25 protein-coding genes and 2 tRNA genes are annotated in these 15,421 nt (G+C 35.1%); 24 read left to right on the top strand and 3 right to left on the bottom strand.

Annotated features, from left to right (window positions below; all coding sequences use genetic code 11):
- Positions 1-94 precede the first annotated feature (94 nt).
- A complete protein-coding gene (locus OPR46_RS04985) occupies positions 95-310 on the bottom strand; it encodes a hypothetical protein (protein WP_265043083.1) in 216 nt (71 codons plus the stop codon).
- Positions 307-936, bottom strand: a complete 630-nt coding sequence (locus OPR46_RS04980) for a hypothetical protein (RefSeq protein ID WP_265043081.1) — start codon at positions 934-936, stop codon at positions 307-309. Before OPR46_RS04980 ends, OPR46_RS04985 begins: the two co-directional genes overlap by 4 nt.
- Before the next feature lie 393 nt (positions 937-1,329).
- Between OPR46_RS04980 and glpX the strand changes: the two genes are divergently transcribed.
- Together glpX and OPR46_RS04970 are read left to right on the top strand one after the other, a co-directional pair.
- Positions 1,330-2,247 (top strand): class II fructose-bisphosphatase, encoded by a 918-nt coding sequence (gene glpX / locus OPR46_RS04975; protein ID WP_265043079.1) that lies wholly within the window; start codon positions 1,330-1,332, stop codon positions 2,245-2,247.
- Positions 2,248-2,478: 231 nt separating this feature from the next.
- Positions 2,479-3,696: a hypothetical protein gene (locus OPR46_RS04970; RefSeq protein ID WP_265043077.1), complete on the top strand. Its 1,218-nt coding sequence runs from the start codon at positions 2,479-2,481 to the stop codon at positions 3,694-3,696.
- A 419-nt stretch (positions 3,697-4,115) separates the two neighbouring features.
- Here the strand turns inward: OPR46_RS04970 and OPR46_RS04965 are convergent, their stop codons facing one another.
- Positions 4,116-4,481 carry a hypothetical protein gene (locus tag OPR46_RS04965; RefSeq protein ID WP_265043075.1) on the bottom strand — a complete coding sequence of 122 codons (366 nt, stop codon included), beginning with the start codon at positions 4,479-4,481 and terminating at the stop codon, positions 4,116-4,118.
- Positions 4,482-4,819: 338 nt separating this feature from the next.
- Between OPR46_RS04965 and carA the strand changes: the two genes are divergently transcribed.
- The 22 genes from carA (at position 4,820) to rplR (ending at position 15,413) form a co-directional block, all read left to right on the top strand.
- Positions 4,820-6,019: a glutamine-hydrolyzing carbamoyl-phosphate synthase small subunit gene (gene carA, locus OPR46_RS04960; RefSeq protein WP_010962760.1), complete on the top strand. Its 1,200-nt coding sequence runs from the start codon at positions 4,820-4,822 to the stop codon at positions 6,017-6,019.
- 114 nt (positions 6,020-6,133) lie between these two features.
- A tRNA-Tyr gene (locus OPR46_RS04955) sits at positions 6,134-6,216 on the top strand.
- A 4-nt stretch (positions 6,217-6,220) separates the two neighbouring features.
- Positions 6,221-6,291: transfer RNA gene (locus tag OPR46_RS04950), tRNA-Gly, on the top strand.
- A gap of 77 nt (positions 6,292-6,368) precedes the next feature.
- Complete coding sequence (tuf, locus tag OPR46_RS04945) at positions 6,369-7,541, top strand: elongation factor Tu (protein ID WP_265043073.1); 1,173 nt, start codon at positions 6,369-6,371, stop codon at positions 7,539-7,541.
- Positions 7,542-7,555: 14 nt separating this feature from the next.
- Entirely contained in the window at positions 7,556-7,876 is a 321-nt protein-coding gene (gene rpsJ, locus OPR46_RS04940; RefSeq protein ID WP_012673184.1) for a 30S ribosomal protein S10, read from the top strand.
- Between the two features lie 9 nt (positions 7,877-7,885).
- The gene (rplC, locus tag OPR46_RS04935; RefSeq protein WP_265043071.1) at positions 7,886-8,608 is read left to right on the top strand and encodes a 50S ribosomal protein L3; all 723 of its coding nucleotides are present in this window, start codon (positions 7,886-7,888) and stop codon (positions 8,606-8,608) included.
- A 2-nt stretch (positions 8,609-8,610) separates the two neighbouring features.
- The gene (rplD, locus tag OPR46_RS04930) at positions 8,611-9,225 is read left to right on the top strand and encodes a 50S ribosomal protein L4 (protein WP_265043068.1); all 615 of its coding nucleotides are present in this window, start codon (positions 8,611-8,613) and stop codon (positions 9,223-9,225) included.
- Positions 9,222-9,509 (top strand): 50S ribosomal protein L23, encoded by a 288-nt coding sequence (locus tag OPR46_RS04925; protein ID WP_265043066.1) that lies wholly within the window; start codon positions 9,222-9,224, stop codon positions 9,507-9,509. The genes rplD and OPR46_RS04925 overlap by 4 nt, the downstream gene beginning before the upstream one ends.
- Position 9,510: 1 nt before the next feature.
- Positions 9,511-10,335, top strand: a complete 825-nt coding sequence (gene rplB / locus OPR46_RS04920; protein WP_015589143.1) for a 50S ribosomal protein L2 — start codon at positions 9,511-9,513, stop codon at positions 10,333-10,335.
- A 3-nt stretch (positions 10,336-10,338) separates the two neighbouring features.
- Positions 10,339-10,623, top strand: coding sequence for a 30S ribosomal protein S19 (rpsS, locus tag OPR46_RS04915; protein WP_006279181.1), 285 nt, complete (start codon positions 10,339-10,341; stop codon positions 10,621-10,623).
- Between the two features lie 5 nt (positions 10,624-10,628).
- Positions 10,629-10,976 (top strand): 50S ribosomal protein L22, encoded by a 348-nt coding sequence (rplV, locus tag OPR46_RS04910; protein ID WP_265043064.1) that lies wholly within the window; start codon positions 10,629-10,631, stop codon positions 10,974-10,976.
- 39 nt (positions 10,977-11,015) lie between these two features.
- Positions 11,016-11,630, top strand: coding sequence for a 30S ribosomal protein S3 (rpsC, locus tag OPR46_RS04905; RefSeq protein ID WP_010962753.1), 615 nt, complete (start codon positions 11,016-11,018; stop codon positions 11,628-11,630).
- Positions 11,631-11,644: 14 nt separating this feature from the next.
- Positions 11,645-12,058 (top strand): 50S ribosomal protein L16, encoded by a 414-nt coding sequence (gene rplP, locus OPR46_RS04900; RefSeq protein WP_010962752.1) that lies wholly within the window; start codon positions 11,645-11,647, stop codon positions 12,056-12,058.
- Positions 12,059-12,069: 11 nt separating this feature from the next.
- The gene (rpmC, locus tag OPR46_RS04895; RefSeq protein ID WP_265043061.1) at positions 12,070-12,273 is read left to right on the top strand and encodes a 50S ribosomal protein L29; all 204 of its coding nucleotides are present in this window, start codon (positions 12,070-12,072) and stop codon (positions 12,271-12,273) included.
- Positions 12,266-12,502 (top strand): 30S ribosomal protein S17, encoded by a 237-nt coding sequence (rpsQ, locus tag OPR46_RS04890; RefSeq protein WP_007549925.1) that lies wholly within the window; start codon positions 12,266-12,268, stop codon positions 12,500-12,502. Before rpmC ends, rpsQ begins: the two co-directional genes overlap by 8 nt.
- Positions 12,503-12,515: 13 nt before the next feature.
- A complete protein-coding gene (gene rplN / locus OPR46_RS04885) occupies positions 12,516-12,875 on the top strand; it encodes a 50S ribosomal protein L14 (RefSeq protein WP_006279348.1) in 360 nt (119 codons plus the stop codon).
- Positions 12,875-13,192, top strand: a complete 318-nt coding sequence (gene rplX / locus OPR46_RS04880; protein WP_006279347.1) for a 50S ribosomal protein L24 — start codon at positions 12,875-12,877, stop codon at positions 13,190-13,192. The genes rplN and rplX overlap by 1 nt, the downstream gene beginning before the upstream one ends.
- 6 nt (positions 13,193-13,198) lie before the next feature.
- Positions 13,199-13,732: a 50S ribosomal protein L5 gene (rplE, locus tag OPR46_RS04875; protein WP_010962750.1), complete on the top strand. Its 534-nt coding sequence runs from the start codon at positions 13,199-13,201 to the stop codon at positions 13,730-13,732.
- A 16-nt stretch (positions 13,733-13,748) separates the two neighbouring features.
- Complete coding sequence (gene rpsN / locus OPR46_RS04870; RefSeq protein ID WP_006279345.1) at positions 13,749-14,057, top strand: 30S ribosomal protein S14; 309 nt, start codon at positions 13,749-13,751, stop codon at positions 14,055-14,057.
- Between the two features lie 21 nt (positions 14,058-14,078).
- On the top strand, positions 14,079-14,474 hold the full coding sequence (gene rpsH / locus OPR46_RS04865) for a 30S ribosomal protein S8 (RefSeq protein ID WP_007551150.1): 396 nt from the start codon (positions 14,079-14,081) through the stop codon (positions 14,472-14,474).
- A gap of 16 nt (positions 14,475-14,490) precedes the next feature.
- Positions 14,491-15,036, top strand: a complete 546-nt coding sequence (gene rplF, locus OPR46_RS04860; protein ID WP_007551152.1) for a 50S ribosomal protein L6 — start codon at positions 14,491-14,493, stop codon at positions 15,034-15,036.
- A 5-nt stretch (positions 15,037-15,041) separates the two neighbouring features.
- On the top strand, positions 15,042-15,413 hold the full coding sequence (gene rplR / locus OPR46_RS04855) for a 50S ribosomal protein L18 (protein ID WP_006279867.1): 372 nt from the start codon (positions 15,042-15,044) through the stop codon (positions 15,411-15,413).
- The last annotated feature ends 8 nt before the right edge of the window (positions 15,414-15,421 follow it).

The raw sequence follows: 15,421 nt of genomic DNA, 5'->3' as shown, positions 1-15,421 counted from the left end.
TGGCTACTCATATGGTTTGAGCCCACCAGAGGGTGTCGTTCCAGCGCGTGACGCTGGAATCTAGTTTTTATTATGGCCTTCTGGATCCCAGTGTCTAGGCACTGGGATGACATCCTGTTACACGTTCAACTTCATTCTCTCTCATCTCCCTATAACTTGGTAATGTAGAATTTTTTACATGCAACCCGGTGTATATTGCAACCAAAGCAGCTATGACACTGCAAACTACTGCACCAGCTACAAATGGAACCATCACAGTAGCAGTAATGAATAATCCTGTAATAACAACTCCAACAACATCTTTTGTCAATGAGGTGTAAAAATCCTTTTTGCTCTCTTTATATTTATAGCCTTTCTTATAATAGTCCGAATGCGATAAGATATGTGTTTATGGCTATAGCAGGCCAGTAGCATATTACGGTCTGTTCGGATTATTGTAAAAAGAGCTATAGTTTCTTGTTCATTTGGCATAGAAAATTGAGAATTTGTGAAGACATTTTTATTATTATCACAATCTGATATAGTAGTTTTGCCGGTATTTGTTTCTATTGTTAATACAGGCATTTCATTTTCGTTACTATGACCTGGCTGATCATTAACACTACTTGACACAGGTTGGTTAGCATTTGCTTCTGTTACTATAGGAGGTGCTGGTACTATATTTTCTTCTACATTGGATGTTTCTGGTGTAATAAAATTTAATAGTATCTGAGTAATTTCTTCAACTTGTGTAGTTTGTTCTTTATCCATGGCCACCTTTAAAGCCTTTTGCATGTTTTCATCATTTACATGACCTAACAATAATTTAACTCCCTGGACATACTTTTGAGTAACAGCACAGAGCAAAGCGTTAAATTTTTCTTCTTCATTAAACTTACCACTATCCAGGAGTATTCTTACAACATCAGCTTGCTTAGTCGTTATAGCTTCGCTCAATCCAGCTTTTACATGTTTGAATTGACCAGTACTGCCTTCAGTTTTCAACTCTGTGAGTAATTTAATAATGTGTAGAAATATAGCACGATCATTGGTGTTGTCTGTAATATTAGGTCCCTTTGAATTAACAATATGCCCAAGTAAAGTATAATGATATTTATTTGTTTTTTTATGTTTATCCTATTTTCTTTGAGCTTCTCACCAAACTCCTCAGCAGTTATATTAGGATTGTTAGTTACAATTTCCTTTATCTTTTCATAAGTCATGTCAAATTTTACCACTATTACTATCTAATTTATTATAGCAACTTTCCCAAAACCAGTCAAGGCATATTGCAGTTTCAAGCAGCATGATATATATTCAATGCTTTATTTATAGTTCTTGAAGCAAATGATGGAAGATTTAGCCTATAAATTAGTTAAAGTGACCGAAGCTGCAGCACTTGCTGCATATAGACTAGCAGGCTTCGGCGATGAAAAAAAGGCTGATCAGGTTGCAGTTGATGCAATGCGAACAGTGTTAAATTCTATGGAAATAAATGGTACTATCGTAATTGGTGAAGGTGAGAGAGATGAAGCACCGATGCTATATATTGGCGAGAAGATTGGCACTGGAAATGGTCCTGAGATCGACATTGCTGTTGACCCACTTGAAGGCACTACAATCTGCGTTCACCATAAACAAGGTGCAATGTCTGTTCTTGCTGCAACGAAAAAAGGTGATTTTTTACACGCACCTGATGTTTATATGGAAAAGATAGCAGTAGGAAAAAATCTTCCGGAGGGTGTAGTCTCACTAAAAAATAGCATTGAAAAGAATCTAGACAATTTAGCCAAGGCAAAAGGATGTAAAGTAAATGATCTTACAGTAACTATACTTAATCGTGAAAGGCACGATGAATTAATAGTAAAAATCAGGAAGTTAGGAGCAAAAATTAAACTAATAGATGATGGTGATATTGCGGCCGTAGTTTCACTAGTAAATGGCAATCATGATATGTATATCGGAATAGGAGGGGCACCAGAAGGGGTGCTTGCGGCTGCAGCGCTGAGTTCAATCGGTGGGCAGATGGAAGGAAGATTGATATTTGACACAGATCAGTTAAAAGAAAGAGCAAAAAATTTAAATATTGATGACCCAGAAAAAGTCTACGCCGTAAAAGATATGGCAAGAGGTGAATCAGTGTTCATTGCAACTGGAGTAACAAGCGGAGAACTTGTGGATGGAGTTGATAACGTCTGTTCAACTAGTTCTTTAATAATTCTACCTAATAAGCTGATAAAGCTGCAAACAATGCAGAACTTATGTTAGCTTTTTTAGTTTCTAATTTTAGCTTTACAACATTTAGCATTAAGATATAATCAAGTTTACTTATAACAATAGAGGTGTGAAATGTTTTCTAGTATTATAAATCTATTTAATGGTTTGTACAAAAATTCGAGTACCAAGGAAAGTGAAGAAAAGTTGACTCTTCTATCTCCTCAAGCAAATCTTCAATTCGATGAGACTTAGGTACAAAGTGTGCTCTCAGATTTTTAGGAATTGGAGTTTAAGGATAATAAGTGTTTTGACAAAATAGCAGACGATTATGAAAAGAAGGGGGAGAGTTCCCTCTTTAATTACGTGATATTGAATAAGCGGAAAGAAATAATCGATATATTAGATAGGAATCTTCCTCTCCTCGAAGAACAGGAGGAGTTTAGAAAGAAATATGGTCAATATGTTCTTCAAATTGACAAAGGAATGAGTTATGGAAAAGAACTTCAAGATGGACTTCGGTCTTTTGAAGATAGGGCAGAAAAAGTATTATCAGATTTTGAAAGATTGAATTTTGATTTTAAGGATAATAAGTGTGAAGATTCTTCTGATTCCGTAAATTATAATAACGGTTGGCCGGCAGATCCATTTGACAAGATAGCAAATTATTATCGAGAGGATGATATTTTCCTTTTCAATTATGTAGTATTGAGTAAGCGAAAAGAAATAATGGGTATATTGGATAAGAAGCTTACTTCTAAAGATCAGGAGGAGTTAAAAGAAAATTTTAAAAAGAGGTTGGGTAGATATCTTATTCGAATTGGTGAAGGAATGAGCGATGGACAAGAATTTCTAAAAACTGGTAGTGCAATTGCTTTCTTTGATGTGTGTTATGTGCCATGTCCATATGCAAACCGTCTTCTTAATCATTATGACCATCTTAATATCAACATTACTAAACCTGAACAAAGTTTAGAAACCAGTCGTCTTTTCACTGAAAAAACTAAAAGAATGGAAGAAGAGAAAAGCGAGGTAAAAAGAGCAAAAATATACAGCAATGGTGAAAGAATAGTAACAATTGAGAAGAATGAGAAACAACAGAGGAACTACTCCTTTACAAAATTTGCAATATGTGACATCGAAATTAGTTGGGGTGCAAAAGATGAATCTGGAAAAGACCTTAACTGTACTGTTGTTCTAAATATAAATTTAGGTCAAGTTAGTATTAAAAAATCAACTATTGACGGTAAAGATGTTGAACCAAAGAAAATTTTAGAGTTAGCTAAGCAAAACGAGGCTGTGCTTATAAAAGGTAAAGCTTTACATGAAGTTTTAGCAGCACATTTCATTAAGCAAACACCATGTGAGGAAAAGAAGGATATGCAATCGCACGAGAATATCGTTGTACCTGGTTCCGGTGCACCTCGCTCTATTAATGAGGAAATAACTGTAGAGCATCCGTTCGGGAAAGCGGCAAATAAAGATAATCATAGAGAAATGTGAGTTTACAACAAATGGTGCCATGAAAGTAGCTGATACATAACTGTACGAACGTTTGTTTTCGAAGAAATGTTATAGCAGGTTTTCCCTCAAACACAAAGGTGTCATTCCAGTGCTTGACACTGGAATCCGGCCCTTTTACGCAGTCCCATTAAAAACGTTGTATTTTAACGTAGGATTAGCTACTTTTATACTCACCAATTTAATCTCTAATCAAAATCCTGGATCCCAGTGTCTGGGCACTGGGATGACATCCTCCCTAGTGGATTCAAATCACAATATTCGTATAGTAAGCACTGACCACTTTTGCTTCAATATTTGCGATGCCCCTGAACAGATACAATTATTCTATTATCAGGAGGATGCCATTAATCGCTTTATATAATGCTACTTGTAACACTTATGCCCTGAACGGAGACAGTTTAGGCTGTTATGCCTGGCGGCTTTGTTGGAATAAGTTTTTCAACACTGCTAACAATAAAATTGATTGTATCGTCAGCTACCTTATCGAACTTATCATTTATCTCTTTTCCTATTTCTTGATTTTTAACATATTCGCGTAGAGCTAAAGCAGTTATAGCTGCACATGCTACAATTAAGCCAGTTTGTGCTATAATGAATAGTGATAATCCTCCTACGAATATAGATGTTAATCCAATAGCCGGGTTTATAATTTTACTTTGTGTTGTTTGTTGCTTCGCTTGGCTTTGATCTGCCTGTTTATCCTCTAAAGCATTCGATATTGTTTTTAAGGCAACTTTTATCGCTATTGCTGCAACTGAAACCATAATTAGCCCTATAGCTATTTTTGCTAAAAGAAGAATCGACGGTAGCATCATTACAAATAATAGCGCGCCAATTCCTCCAGCTAACCACTTCTCATTTATTTTTTTTTTTTGATTGATTTGTACCAGTGTTCATTATTACCCTCCACTTTACTTATGATTTACCTATATCTAATACGAAATATGAAGGTAGTCAACTATATATTTTATATGAAAGATTGTATTAAAAGTTTTTCATGTTATTTTTTGCTGCTTCGTGGTTAAATTTGGAATTTTAGAAAGAGTTACGTATTATTTGAAATTCTTGTATACTGTTTTGAATCAGTTAAATAGATAATGAAGTGCAGGACGCAGTTTTAATTTTACAAGATGGCAAGTGCTTTTGGGGAAAATCAGTAGGTAAAAAAGGCAAGTGCATAGGCGAGGTTTGTTTTACCACTGGTATGACCGGTTATCAGCATACTATAACTGATCCTTCTTTTGCCGATCAAATTATAACGTTCACTTTTCCTCATATTGGTAACATTGGAATAAACCATAAAGATAATGAAGGAAAGAAAATTTTTGCAAGTGGTGTGGTTATGCGTGAACTTTCTTCTATGTCCCACCCTTCTTCATATATCAGTTTAAATGATTGGTTAGAGAAAAATAACGTGATTGGGATATCAGGAGTTGATACTAGAGCTTTAACAAGACATTTGAGAGAACATGGATCTCAAAATGGAATGATATGCTCATCGAGTAAGGCGCATGCATTAGACAAATTGAAGGAATACAAACCTGTAAATGGGATAGAAATAACTAATAAGGTTAGTTTAAATAACAGTTTTGAAAATAATAGACTAGCGGAGCACTTTGTCATCCAAGTAGCTGACTACTCGGATCCAGCAAAAAATATATGGATTCCAGTGTCACGCACTGGAATGACATCAGATAGAGCTATTGACCTTAATGCAAAATATAGGATTGTAATCGTTGATTTTGGCGTAAAAATCAGTATAGTTTCACGCTTAATAGAACTTGGTTGTACAGTTGAATTAATCAGACCAAGCACAGGTTTTGCTCAAAAAGTGTTGAGTATGAATCCAGATGGTATAGTGCTTTCAAATGGTCCTGGTGATCCGCAAGAAATAGGAGAAAGTGTAGTTTCAGAAATAGACATTATTATAAAATCTAAAATACCAATTTTTGGCATATGCATGGGTCATCAATTACTTGCGATTACTTTGGGGGCAAAGACCATCAAGATGGATATAGGTCACCGAGGGAGTAACCATCCAGTTTATGATGTAATTAGTGGAAAAGTTGAGATCACTAGCCAAAATCATGGTTTTGTTGTTGATTCAGCTTCTCTTCCAAGTAATGTTGAAATTACTCACATTTCTCTATTTGATAATAGTGTAGAGGGAATAATGATGAAGGATTACCTAGTCTTTTCTGTGCAATATCATCCAGAAGAAGCTCCAGGTACGCATGATTCGCATTATTTGTTTAGGCGTTTTATTGGCAATATTGTGTTATATAAAATGAAATCTGCATGATTTTAATCAGGGTAGGTTTTATTGCTTGATTTTTTAATTTTAGGCGTTTAGTATTAAATACAATAAGAGCTTAAGTTAAGATGCTAAAATAGTATTCTCTTAACAAATTTTTGCGGAGGAGTGACCGAGTGGTTAAAGGTAACAGACTGTAAATCTGTCCGCGTGAGCGTACGTAGGTTCGAATCCTACCTCCTCCATTGTGCGGGTATAGCTCAATGGTAGAGCTCTAGCCTTCCAAGCTAGTGACGTGGGTTCGATTCCCACTATCCGCTCTTTTTTTGTTGTATTTTTATAAAATCAACATATTATTTATTGATGTATTTGTATTTTGGGTAGAAAAGTTTAAATTATGACAGCAGTAGTGGAAGCATTTGGAAAACCACATGTAAATGTGGGAACAATAGGACATGTGGATCATGGGAAGACGACGTTAACAGCGGCGATAACGAAGCATTATGGAAATTTTGTAGCGTACGATCAGATAGATAAGGCGCCAGAAGAAAGGAAGAGGGGGATAACGATAGCAACAGCGCATGTTGAGTATCAGACGGAAAAAAGGCATTATGCACACGTTGATTGTCCTGGACACGCTGACTATGTAAAGAACATGATAGTAGGTGCAGCACAGATGGATGCGGCGATATTGGTAGTGTCGGGGGTTGATGGGCCAATGCCACAAACGAGAGAGCATATATTGCTGGCGAAGCAGGTAGGTGTTGGATATATCGTGGTGTATATAAATAAAGCTGATGTTGCTGATGCTGATATGATAGATTTAGTAGAAATGGAAGTGAGGGAATTACTGAGTAAATACGGATTTCCAGGGGATGAAGTGCCTGTGGTGGTTGGTTCAGCACTCAAGGCGCTGGAGGATGACAGCAGCGAATATGGAAAGAAATCAATAGACAAATTGATGGAAAAGTTAGATGAATATGTGGCGGTTCCACCAAGGCCTGTGGATTTACCATTTTTACTGCCAATCGAAGATGTATTTTCGATATCGGGGCGAGGAACAGTGGTAACAGGAAGAATAGAGAAGGGAGAGATAAAGACGGGAGAAGAGATAGAGATAATAGGTTTAAAAGCAACACAAAAGACAATATGTACAGGTGTTGAGATGTTTAAGAAGTTGCTAGAGAAGGGGAGTGCAGGGCTCAATGTAGGAATATTGCTGAGAGGAACAAAAAGAGAAGAAGTGGAGAGGGGGCAAGTATTAGCAAAACCGGGGACGATAACACCGCATAGAAAATTTAAGGCGGAGGTTTATATATTAAAGAAAGAGGAAGGAGGAAGGCATACACCATTTTTTGCGAATTACCAGCCACAGTTTTATTTAAGGACAACGGATGTAACTGGGAGCATAAAATTGCTAGATGGGAAGGAGATGGTAATGCCAGGAGATAATGTGAGTGTAGAAGTAGGATTGCAAGTACCGATAGCAATGGATAAGGGATTGCGTTTTGCGATAAGAGAAGGCGGTAGAACTGTTGGTTCTGGTGTTGTTTCTGAAATTTTGGAGTGAGTGTAGTAACTAAGATGAAGCAAGATATATATATTAACATTAAGGCTTTCGATTGTTCTTTATTGGAGGAGTGTGTTCGAAAATTTGTTGATGAATTAAAGCGGTCCAGTGCAAAATTATCTGGTCCGATTGCGTTGCCAAGGAAAGATTCTAAATTTATTGTTAATAGATCTCCTCACGTTGATAAAAAATCTCGTGAACAGTTTGAAATGAGAACTTCTAGGCGTTTGATTGTTTTACATGATCTTACTCCTACTATGATGCAGATGCTTACAGGTTTATCTTTTTCTGCTGGCGTAGAAGTGGATTTAAAAGTCAAGGAAGTTAAGGTTTAGGAGAAGGAAATGAAGAGAATAAATTCGCTGAGGAGAATTGGTTTACTAATGATGAATATTGGTCATACTGCTATGTATTCTGACAATAGTCGCATGGCTGTAACTTTATTGCATCTCAGCGAAACTTATATTATTGATATAAAAGGACAAGATAAATGTGGCTATAATTCAGTCATTTTAGGCACAGGGGATTTTAAAAATATAGCAAAACCTCAGTTGGAATATTTAAAGAAAAAGGGTATAAATAATAAATGTAAGTTATACGAAAGTAGATTAAATGACCTGTCGGGAATAGAATGTGGTAAAAAAGTGGGAATCAATCATTTTGTGGTTGGTCAATATCTTGATATTACGGGTTATTCTATAGGTAAAGGATTTGCTGGTGTGATGAAGCGGCATAATTTCAGTGGGCTTAGGGCATCTCATGGTGTTTCTATTGCTCACAGATCACAAGGTTCCACTGGCCAATGTCAGGATCCTGGTAGAGTATTCAAAGGAAAGAAAATGGCTGGTCATTTAGGTAACAGCAGGATAACTGCACAAAATATGAAGATATTATCCATCGATCATGAAAATAGTATAATTGCTGTGAAGGGTAATAATGTTCCTGGGTTTAAAAATTCCTATGTTTTTGTAAGAGATGCAGTTAAAAAATCTTTACATAAAGATGTTCCTTTTCCGGTAGGTTTACTGTTAGATGTAAATGATGATGCTAGTAGTTTGGTAAGTTAGTTATGGAATGTAATTTAGTTAATCTATCTAATGATAATGTAGGTACTGCTCAGCTCAATCCTTTGATATTTTCTGCTAAGCAAAAATTGAGTATTTTGCATGATATAGTGAGATGGCAATTAGCGAAGAGAAGAGCTGGTACTCATAAAACAAAAGGTATTAGTGATGTCTCTGGTACAACAGCTAAACCTTATGGTCAAAAACGTACCGGTAGGGCAAGACAAGGGAGCTTGCGATCTCCTCAATTTAGAGGTGGTGGGATTATTTTTGGCCCTGTTGTGAGGAGTCATACTTATTCTCTTAATAAGAAGGTACGCAAATTTGGTTTAAAAATTGCTTTATCTCTAAAGTATTTAAATAATCAAGTAATTATTCTGGATAATTTAAATATTGATGTGAAGAAAACGTCTGAAATGTGTAAATATATTAAAAATTTTAAATTTTCTTCCTTTTTGATAGTTGGTGATTATGGAGATGATTTGTTGCGTGCGGCTAAAAACTTGCACTATGTAGACTTAATTAAACCTATTGGGTTAAATGTTTTTGATATATTGAATCACGAATGCGTGATGTTGACAAAGGATACTTTAAAGCATCTTGAAGGTAGATTGTTATGATCAAATATAATAATATAATAAAATCTCCTATAATTACAGAAAAGGCCTCTTTTTTGAGGGAGAAGTTTAATAAATATTCTTTGTATGTTTTTGTAAATGTAAATAAGCTTCAAATAAAGTTGGCAATAGAGTCTCTATTTGATGTTAAAATTTCTTCTATGAATGTTGTTAGAATTAAGCCTAAATATAGGCGTTTTAGGGGTGTGATTGGTTGTGAAAAACAGAAAAAGAAAGTTTATTTTTCTTTGATGGATGGTCAAAAATTAGATATAATGAGCGTTTAGTATGGGTATGAAATTTTTTAATCCTGTTACTCCGTCTTCTCGTGGGACTGTGTTAGTAAGTAAAGTTGGTTTATCAAAAGATGAGCCAGAAAAGTCTCTTACATCCGGTAAAAAGTCCAGTGGTGGAAGAAATAATCATGGTAGAATTACAACTCGTCATAGGGGTGGTGGTCACAAAAAGAAGTATAGAGTGATAGATTTTAAGCGTAATAGAAGTGGTCAAGGTATAGTTGAAAAAATAGAGTATGACCCAAATAGAAGTGGGTTTTTGGCGTTAATATCATATAAGGAAGATGATATTAAGTCTTATATATTAGCTCCTCAAGGTATGAAGCCAGGTGATGTTGTTACAGCTGGGAATGATGCTGATATTTTGCCAGGGAATTGTTTACTACTCAAGCATATACCTGTTGGTTCTTTCGTTCATAATGTTGAGCTGAAGCCAGGTAATGGTGCTGCGATTGCTAGAGCTGCTGGTTGTTATGCACAAATCGTTGGTCGTGATGGCCAATATGTTTTATTACGACTCAGGTCTGGTCAAATTAGGTTGATTTTATCTTCTTGCAAGGCTACTATTGGTGTAGTATCTAACCCTGACCATAAGAATAGAAAGTTGGGTAAAGCTGGGAGGAGTAGGTGGCTTGGGATTAGACCTACTGTACGTGGAGTTGCAATGAATCCGGTTGACCATCCTCATGGAGGCGGGGAAGGAAAAACCTCTGGTGGTCGTCATCCTGTTACTCCTTGGGGTGTTGCAACAAAAGGAAAGAAAACTCGAAGGAGAAATAAATCTAGTGATAAGTATATAAAACAATTGAAAGGTTAGTTTATGAGTAGATCTGCATGGAAGCCTCCTTTTTGTCATCCTTCTATATTAAAGTCGGTGAATAATGCTTTAAACAAGGGGTTTGTTAACATGGCTATAAAAGTTCATTCCAGGGCTTCTGTAATTCTTCCTAATTGTTTAGGTTTAAAGTTTGCTGTTTATAATGGTAAGGATTACATTCCTGTGAATGTTAATGATCAGAATATGATAGGTCATAAGTTTGGTGAGTTTTCACCCACTCGTAAATTTACTGGGCATAGTGGTGATAAAAAGGCGACAAGAAGGTAATTGATATGAAAAACAGAGATGTAATAGTTAAAGCTGGTTCTAGGGTTTTAAAATCAACTCCTCGTAAATTGAATTTGGTTGCTGGTTTAGTACGTAATAAAAAAGTTTCTTTTGCCACTGTGCAATTAAGATTTTGTGAAAAGAAAGCTGCAGGTCTTATAAGTAAGGTATTAAATTCTGCGATTGCTAATGCTCAAAATTATGGATTGGATATCGATAATTTATATATAAAAGAAATTTTAATAGGTAAGTCTCTTACTTTGCGTAGGGTGTGTCCAAAAGCTATGGGTAGAGCTAATAGAGTTAGTAAACGTTATAGTAATATAACTGTAAAATTGGGGGAAATTATATGATTCATAAAAATAGAAAATTAATAAGGAAAGTGCAAAAATATGGGAAACGTTAATCCTAAAGGATTTAGGTTAAAAATAATTAATACTTGGTCATCTATTTGGTATGCTGAGAAGGGTTATAAACAAGGGTTGCATCAAGATTTATCTATTCGCAGTTATATAAATGAATCTTTTAAGCATGCTGGTGTTTCTAAAGTAATTATAGAGCGTACGATCGATTTGGTATCTGTAATAATACATTCTTCTAGACCTGGAGTGATAATAGGTAAGAAAGGCTCGGATATTGAGAAGATAAAGCAAAAGATAGCTGAAAAAGTAAAAAATAATGTGGAAGTGAATGTAGTAGGGGTTAAAAGGTCTGAAATAGATGCAGTTTTAATATCAAACAGCATTGCACAGCAGTTAGAAAAAAGGGTTTCATTTAGAAGAGCGATGAAAAAAGCTATTCAAAGTTGTTTGAGGATGGGTGCTAGAGGTATTAAAGTAAGTTGTTCTGGGCGCCTTGGCGGAGCTGAGATAGCTCGTACTGAGTGGTATAAAGAAGGCCGTTTGCCTTTGCATACTTTACGTGCTAATATAGATTATGCTTTTGCTGAAGCAAAAACTATATATGGCATCATAGGAGTTAAGGTCTGGGTTTATATTGGTAACTAATTAGGTATATTGAAATGTTTATTCCTAAAAAAAGTAAATATAAAAAAGTATTTAAAGGACGAATTAAGGGTAACACGAAAGGTGGTAGCACATTATCTTTTGGAGATTATGGTCTAAAGGCTATGGAAGCAGGTAGGATTCAATCTAAGCATATTGAAACTGCAAGGCGTGTAATATCTAGAACATTAAAACGCTCTGGTAAAGTGTGGATAAGAATTTTTCCTGATACCCCTGTTAGTAAAAAGCCGGCGGATGTGCGTATGGGTAAAGGGAAAGGTAGTGTTGAGTTTTGGGTATTTAAAGCTAAGCCCGGTAGAATGTTGTTTGAAATTAGCAGTGATGTTCCCATGCATTTAGCAAGATTGGCGCTTGAAAAGGCAACTGCTAAGCTTCCTATGAAGTGTAAATTTGTATCTAATCATAATTAAATGGAGTTGCAATGGATATAGCTGACATTGAATCGAGGTCCTCGCAAGAATTGCATGAAATTCTTGTGAATTTGAGAAAAGAGTTTGTTAATTTGGTTTTTCAAAAGAAGCTGGGCCAGTGCAACAATCTTTCGCGTTTTAGCTTAATAAGAAAGAGCATAGCTCGTATTTTAACTACATTAAATAAAAGAAGAAGAGAGGAAAAGAATGCCTAAAAAGGTTTTTTGTGGTACTGTAACTAAGGCTAAGTGTGATAAGACTGTAAAGGTTTCGGTATTACAAGTGTATAAGGATGAGCTGTATAAAAAGGTTATAAAAAAATACAAGAAGTATACAGCACATGATGAGAATAATAGTTGTAAAGAAGGGGACAAGGTTTTAATACAAGAACACAAGCCTATTTCTACTACTAAAAAATGGGTTATTGTTAATAGCTCACATTGAATAGGATATTTATATGATTCAAAAAAATACATTGTTGGAAGTAGCTGATAATTCTGGCGCCCGTGCAGTGCTTTGTATTGGTTTATTGGGTGGTAGAAAGTCTGCATCTATAGGTGACACAGTTATTGTATCTACTAAATCTATTACTCCAAGAGGGAAAGTTGAGAAGGGAAAAGTATATAGAGCAGTTGTGGTGAGGGTGAAAAGCCCTATTAGAAAATCTGATGGTTCTGTAATTCGTTTTTCTAGCAATGCTGTAGTTTTGATTAACGATCAAGGTGAACCACTTGGCACTCGGGTGTTTGGTCCGGTAAAAAAGTTATCATCTGGTTCTTTTATGAAGATAATGTCATTAGCTGTTGAGGTTTTATAATGAGTGCTAAAATAAAAAGTGGTGACGACGTTATAGTTTTAACTGGTAAAGATAAGGGAAAAATCGGTAAGGTAATCAAAGTTATAGCACGTGATGCTAAAAAGAAAGTAATTGTTTCTGGAGTGAATGTGCATAAGAGACATACTAAACCAAAAGCTGGTAGTAGTGGTGGTATATTAAATAAAGAGTTAGCTATTGATATATCCAACGTTGCAACATTGGACCCTAAATATAAAACTCCAACTAGAGTGGGGTTTAAGGTTATAGACGGTAGAAAAGTGCGTTTTGCAAAAGTTTCTGGAGAAGTGATAGATTAGGTTGATATGTTTAAAGAATTGTATAAAGATAGCATAGTAAAGTCCTTGAAAGATAAGTTTAATTACGGCAATATAATGCAAGTGCCTAAACTTGTCAAGGTGTGTATCAATATGGGCGTTGGAGATGCTGCTACAGATAGTAAAGCAATAAATGAACCACTTGATAGCCTATATTTGATTGCTGGGCAGAAGCCTTTATCAACTTTTGCAAAAAAATCTATTTCTGGCTTCAAGATCAGAAAAGGTGCTACAGTAGGTTGCAAAGTAACTTTGCGTAGAGATAAAATGTATGAGTTTTTAGAAAGATTGATATATATTGCTTTGCCAAGGGAAAAAGATTTTAGAGGATTTAGTGTGAAGCAATTTGACGGTAATGGTAATTTTTCCTTTGGTATAAAGGAACATATCTCGTTTTTAGAAATAGACTATGATAAAATAAGTAAAATTAGAGGTATGGATATTAATATTATAACAAGTGCAGTTAGTGATAAGGAAGCAAAGGAATTATTACTGGCTCTTAAATTTCCTTTTTTTGATTAATTGAGAGGAGAAATATATGGCAAAAAAATCTATGATAGAAAGAAATCTTCGCAGAATAAAGTTGTGCGATCAATATAAAGAAAAAAGAGAAAAATTGAAATCTATAATAAATAATAAGAATTTGTCTATTGTAGAAAGGTTTACAGCTCAGAATAAATTAATTAAAAAATTGCCTAGAAATTCTTCTAAAACCAAAATTAGAAATAGGTGTGCTTTAACTGGGAGACCAAGAGGAGTATATAGAAAATTTGGTTTATGTAGAATTGTTTTGCGTGATTTATGTTCTTTTGGGCAAATTCCAGGAGTTACAAAGTCTAGTTGGTAAATATAATATAAGGAGTATATTGTGGCGTTATCTGATAGTATTGGTGATTTTTTAACAAGGATACGTAATGCTCAATTGGCAATGCATAGGGCAACAAGGGTACTATTTTCTAAGATGAATTCTTCTATATTGGAGATTTTAAAAGAGGAAGGGTATATCCTTGATTATGAAAAGCAAGTTGTAGATAATTTACCTTCTTTCATTGTAAAATTGAAGTATTATGAGAAGTCACCTGTAATTAGTGACATAGTTAGGGTGTCAAAGCCTGGTTGTCGTCGTTATTCTAAGTATAAGGACATTTCTAAAGCATATAATGGTCTTGGTATTTTTATTATATCGACACCCAAAGGAGTGATGACTGATTATAATGCACATAAGTTAAAGGTTGGTGGAGAAGTTTTGTGTCGTGTGTTTTAAATAATAGGAGAAATTCATGTCTCGTATAGGTGCTGCTCCTATCAATATTCCTGCTGGTGTTTCAGTTGAATATAATAATGGTAGTATGTTAATAAAGAGTGCTAAGGCTGAAAAGGAAGTTAGCTTGATCAGGGATGTTGTGTGTCAGATTATTGATAATCAGCTATTGCTTTCTGTTGATCAAGATAAAGATAATTATGATAAAATAAAGCCTATGTGGGGCACTTATAGGAGTAATATTAATAATATCATTAACGGCATGGTTGATGGTTTTTCTGTTAATCTTGAGATTAACGGTGTGGGATATAAGGCAGAGTGTGATGGTAAGTATTTGACTTTATATCTTGGTTATAGCCATAATGTTAAATATAAAGTGCCTAAAGATGTTGAGATTAAGTGCATAAAGCCAACTCACTTAGTAGTTAGTGGTATGGATAAGCAGAAGGTCTATATGGTGGCGTCTGATATATGCAAAATTAGAAAATATGATCCTTATAAAGGTAAGGGTGTTGTAATAAAAGGCAAATTTATGCTGCGTAAGGTTGTAAGTAAAAAGAAGTAATAAAAATGAAAAGATCGTATAATTTTTTAAGTAATTCTGAAAAAAGGAAGTTACGTAATAGAGCGAAGCTTGACAAGAGCGCTGAACGTTTACGTATATCCATATTTAAATCTAATAGGCATTTTTATGTCCAGTTAATTAATGATGTAAAAGGAATAACTCTCACTTCAGCTTCTACTTTGGATGCTAAAATTAAGGATGTATGTAAAGGGAAAGTCAACGCTGAAACTATAAAACAGGTTTCTTCTTTAATGGTTGAGCGTCTGTCTGGCATGAAATTAGAGCAGCAGCTTACGTTTGATCGTGGAGCGTATAAATACACAGGATTAGTTTCTCAATTTGCTGAGGCTTTAAGAAGTTCTGGATTTGAATTTTAGAAGGTTTT

Source organism: Wolbachia endosymbiont (group A) of Scambus nigricans (assembly GCF_947251485.1).
Classification (GTDB): Bacteria; Pseudomonadota; Alphaproteobacteria; order Rickettsiales; family Anaplasmataceae; genus Wolbachia; species Wolbachia pipientis.
Note: the sequence above shows the minus strand (reverse complement) of the source record. Positions and strands in the feature narration are given on the sequence as shown.

What these genes read in the sequence shown, in the direction of transcription:
- glpX (WP_265043079.1), top strand. Translation starts at nt 1,330, where the DNA reads ATGGAAGATTTAGCCTATAAATTAGTTAAAGTGACCGAAGCTGCAGCA.
- OPR46_RS04965 (WP_265043075.1), bottom strand. Translation starts at nt 4,481, where the DNA reads ATGGTTTCAGTTGCAGCAATAGCGATAAAAGTTGCCTTAAAAACAATA.
- tuf (WP_265043073.1), top strand. Translation starts at nt 6,369, where the DNA reads ATGACAGCAGTAGTGGAAGCATTTGGAAAACCACATGTAAATGTGGGA.
- rpsJ (WP_012673184.1), top strand. Translation starts at nt 7,556, where the DNA reads ATGAAGCAAGATATATATATTAACATTAAGGCTTTCGATTGTTCTTTA.
- rplC (WP_265043071.1), top strand. Translation starts at nt 7,886, where the DNA reads ATGAAGAGAATAAATTCGCTGAGGAGAATTGGTTTACTAATGATGAAT.
- rplD (WP_265043068.1), top strand. Translation starts at nt 8,611, where the DNA reads ATGGAATGTAATTTAGTTAATCTATCTAATGATAATGTAGGTACTGCT.
- OPR46_RS04925 (WP_265043066.1), top strand. Translation starts at nt 9,222, where the DNA reads ATGATCAAATATAATAATATAATAAAATCTCCTATAATTACAGAAAAG.
- rplB (WP_015589143.1), top strand. Translation starts at nt 9,511, where the DNA reads ATGGGTATGAAATTTTTTAATCCTGTTACTCCGTCTTCTCGTGGGACT.
- rpsS (WP_006279181.1), top strand. Translation starts at nt 10,339, where the DNA reads ATGAGTAGATCTGCATGGAAGCCTCCTTTTTGTCATCCTTCTATATTA.
- rplV (WP_265043064.1), top strand. Translation starts at nt 10,629, where the DNA reads ATGAAAAACAGAGATGTAATAGTTAAAGCTGGTTCTAGGGTTTTAAAA.
- rpsC (WP_010962753.1), top strand. Translation starts at nt 11,016, where the DNA reads ATGGGAAACGTTAATCCTAAAGGATTTAGGTTAAAAATAATTAATACT.
- rplP (WP_010962752.1), top strand. Translation starts at nt 11,645, where the DNA reads ATGTTTATTCCTAAAAAAAGTAAATATAAAAAAGTATTTAAAGGACGA.
- rpmC (WP_265043061.1), top strand. Translation starts at nt 12,070, where the DNA reads ATGGATATAGCTGACATTGAATCGAGGTCCTCGCAAGAATTGCATGAA.
- rpsQ (WP_007549925.1), top strand. Translation starts at nt 12,266, where the DNA reads ATGCCTAAAAAGGTTTTTTGTGGTACTGTAACTAAGGCTAAGTGTGAT.
- rplN (WP_006279348.1), top strand. Translation starts at nt 12,516, where the DNA reads ATGATTCAAAAAAATACATTGTTGGAAGTAGCTGATAATTCTGGCGCC.
- rplX (WP_006279347.1), top strand. Translation starts at nt 12,875, where the DNA reads ATGAGTGCTAAAATAAAAAGTGGTGACGACGTTATAGTTTTAACTGGT.
- rplE (WP_010962750.1), top strand. Translation starts at nt 13,199, where the DNA reads ATGTTTAAAGAATTGTATAAAGATAGCATAGTAAAGTCCTTGAAAGAT.
- rpsN (WP_006279345.1), top strand. Translation starts at nt 13,749, where the DNA reads ATGGCAAAAAAATCTATGATAGAAAGAAATCTTCGCAGAATAAAGTTG.
- rplF (WP_007551152.1), top strand. Translation starts at nt 14,491, where the DNA reads ATGTCTCGTATAGGTGCTGCTCCTATCAATATTCCTGCTGGTGTTTCA.
- rplR (WP_006279867.1), top strand. Translation starts at nt 15,042, where the DNA reads ATGAAAAGATCGTATAATTTTTTAAGTAATTCTGAAAAAAGGAAGTTA.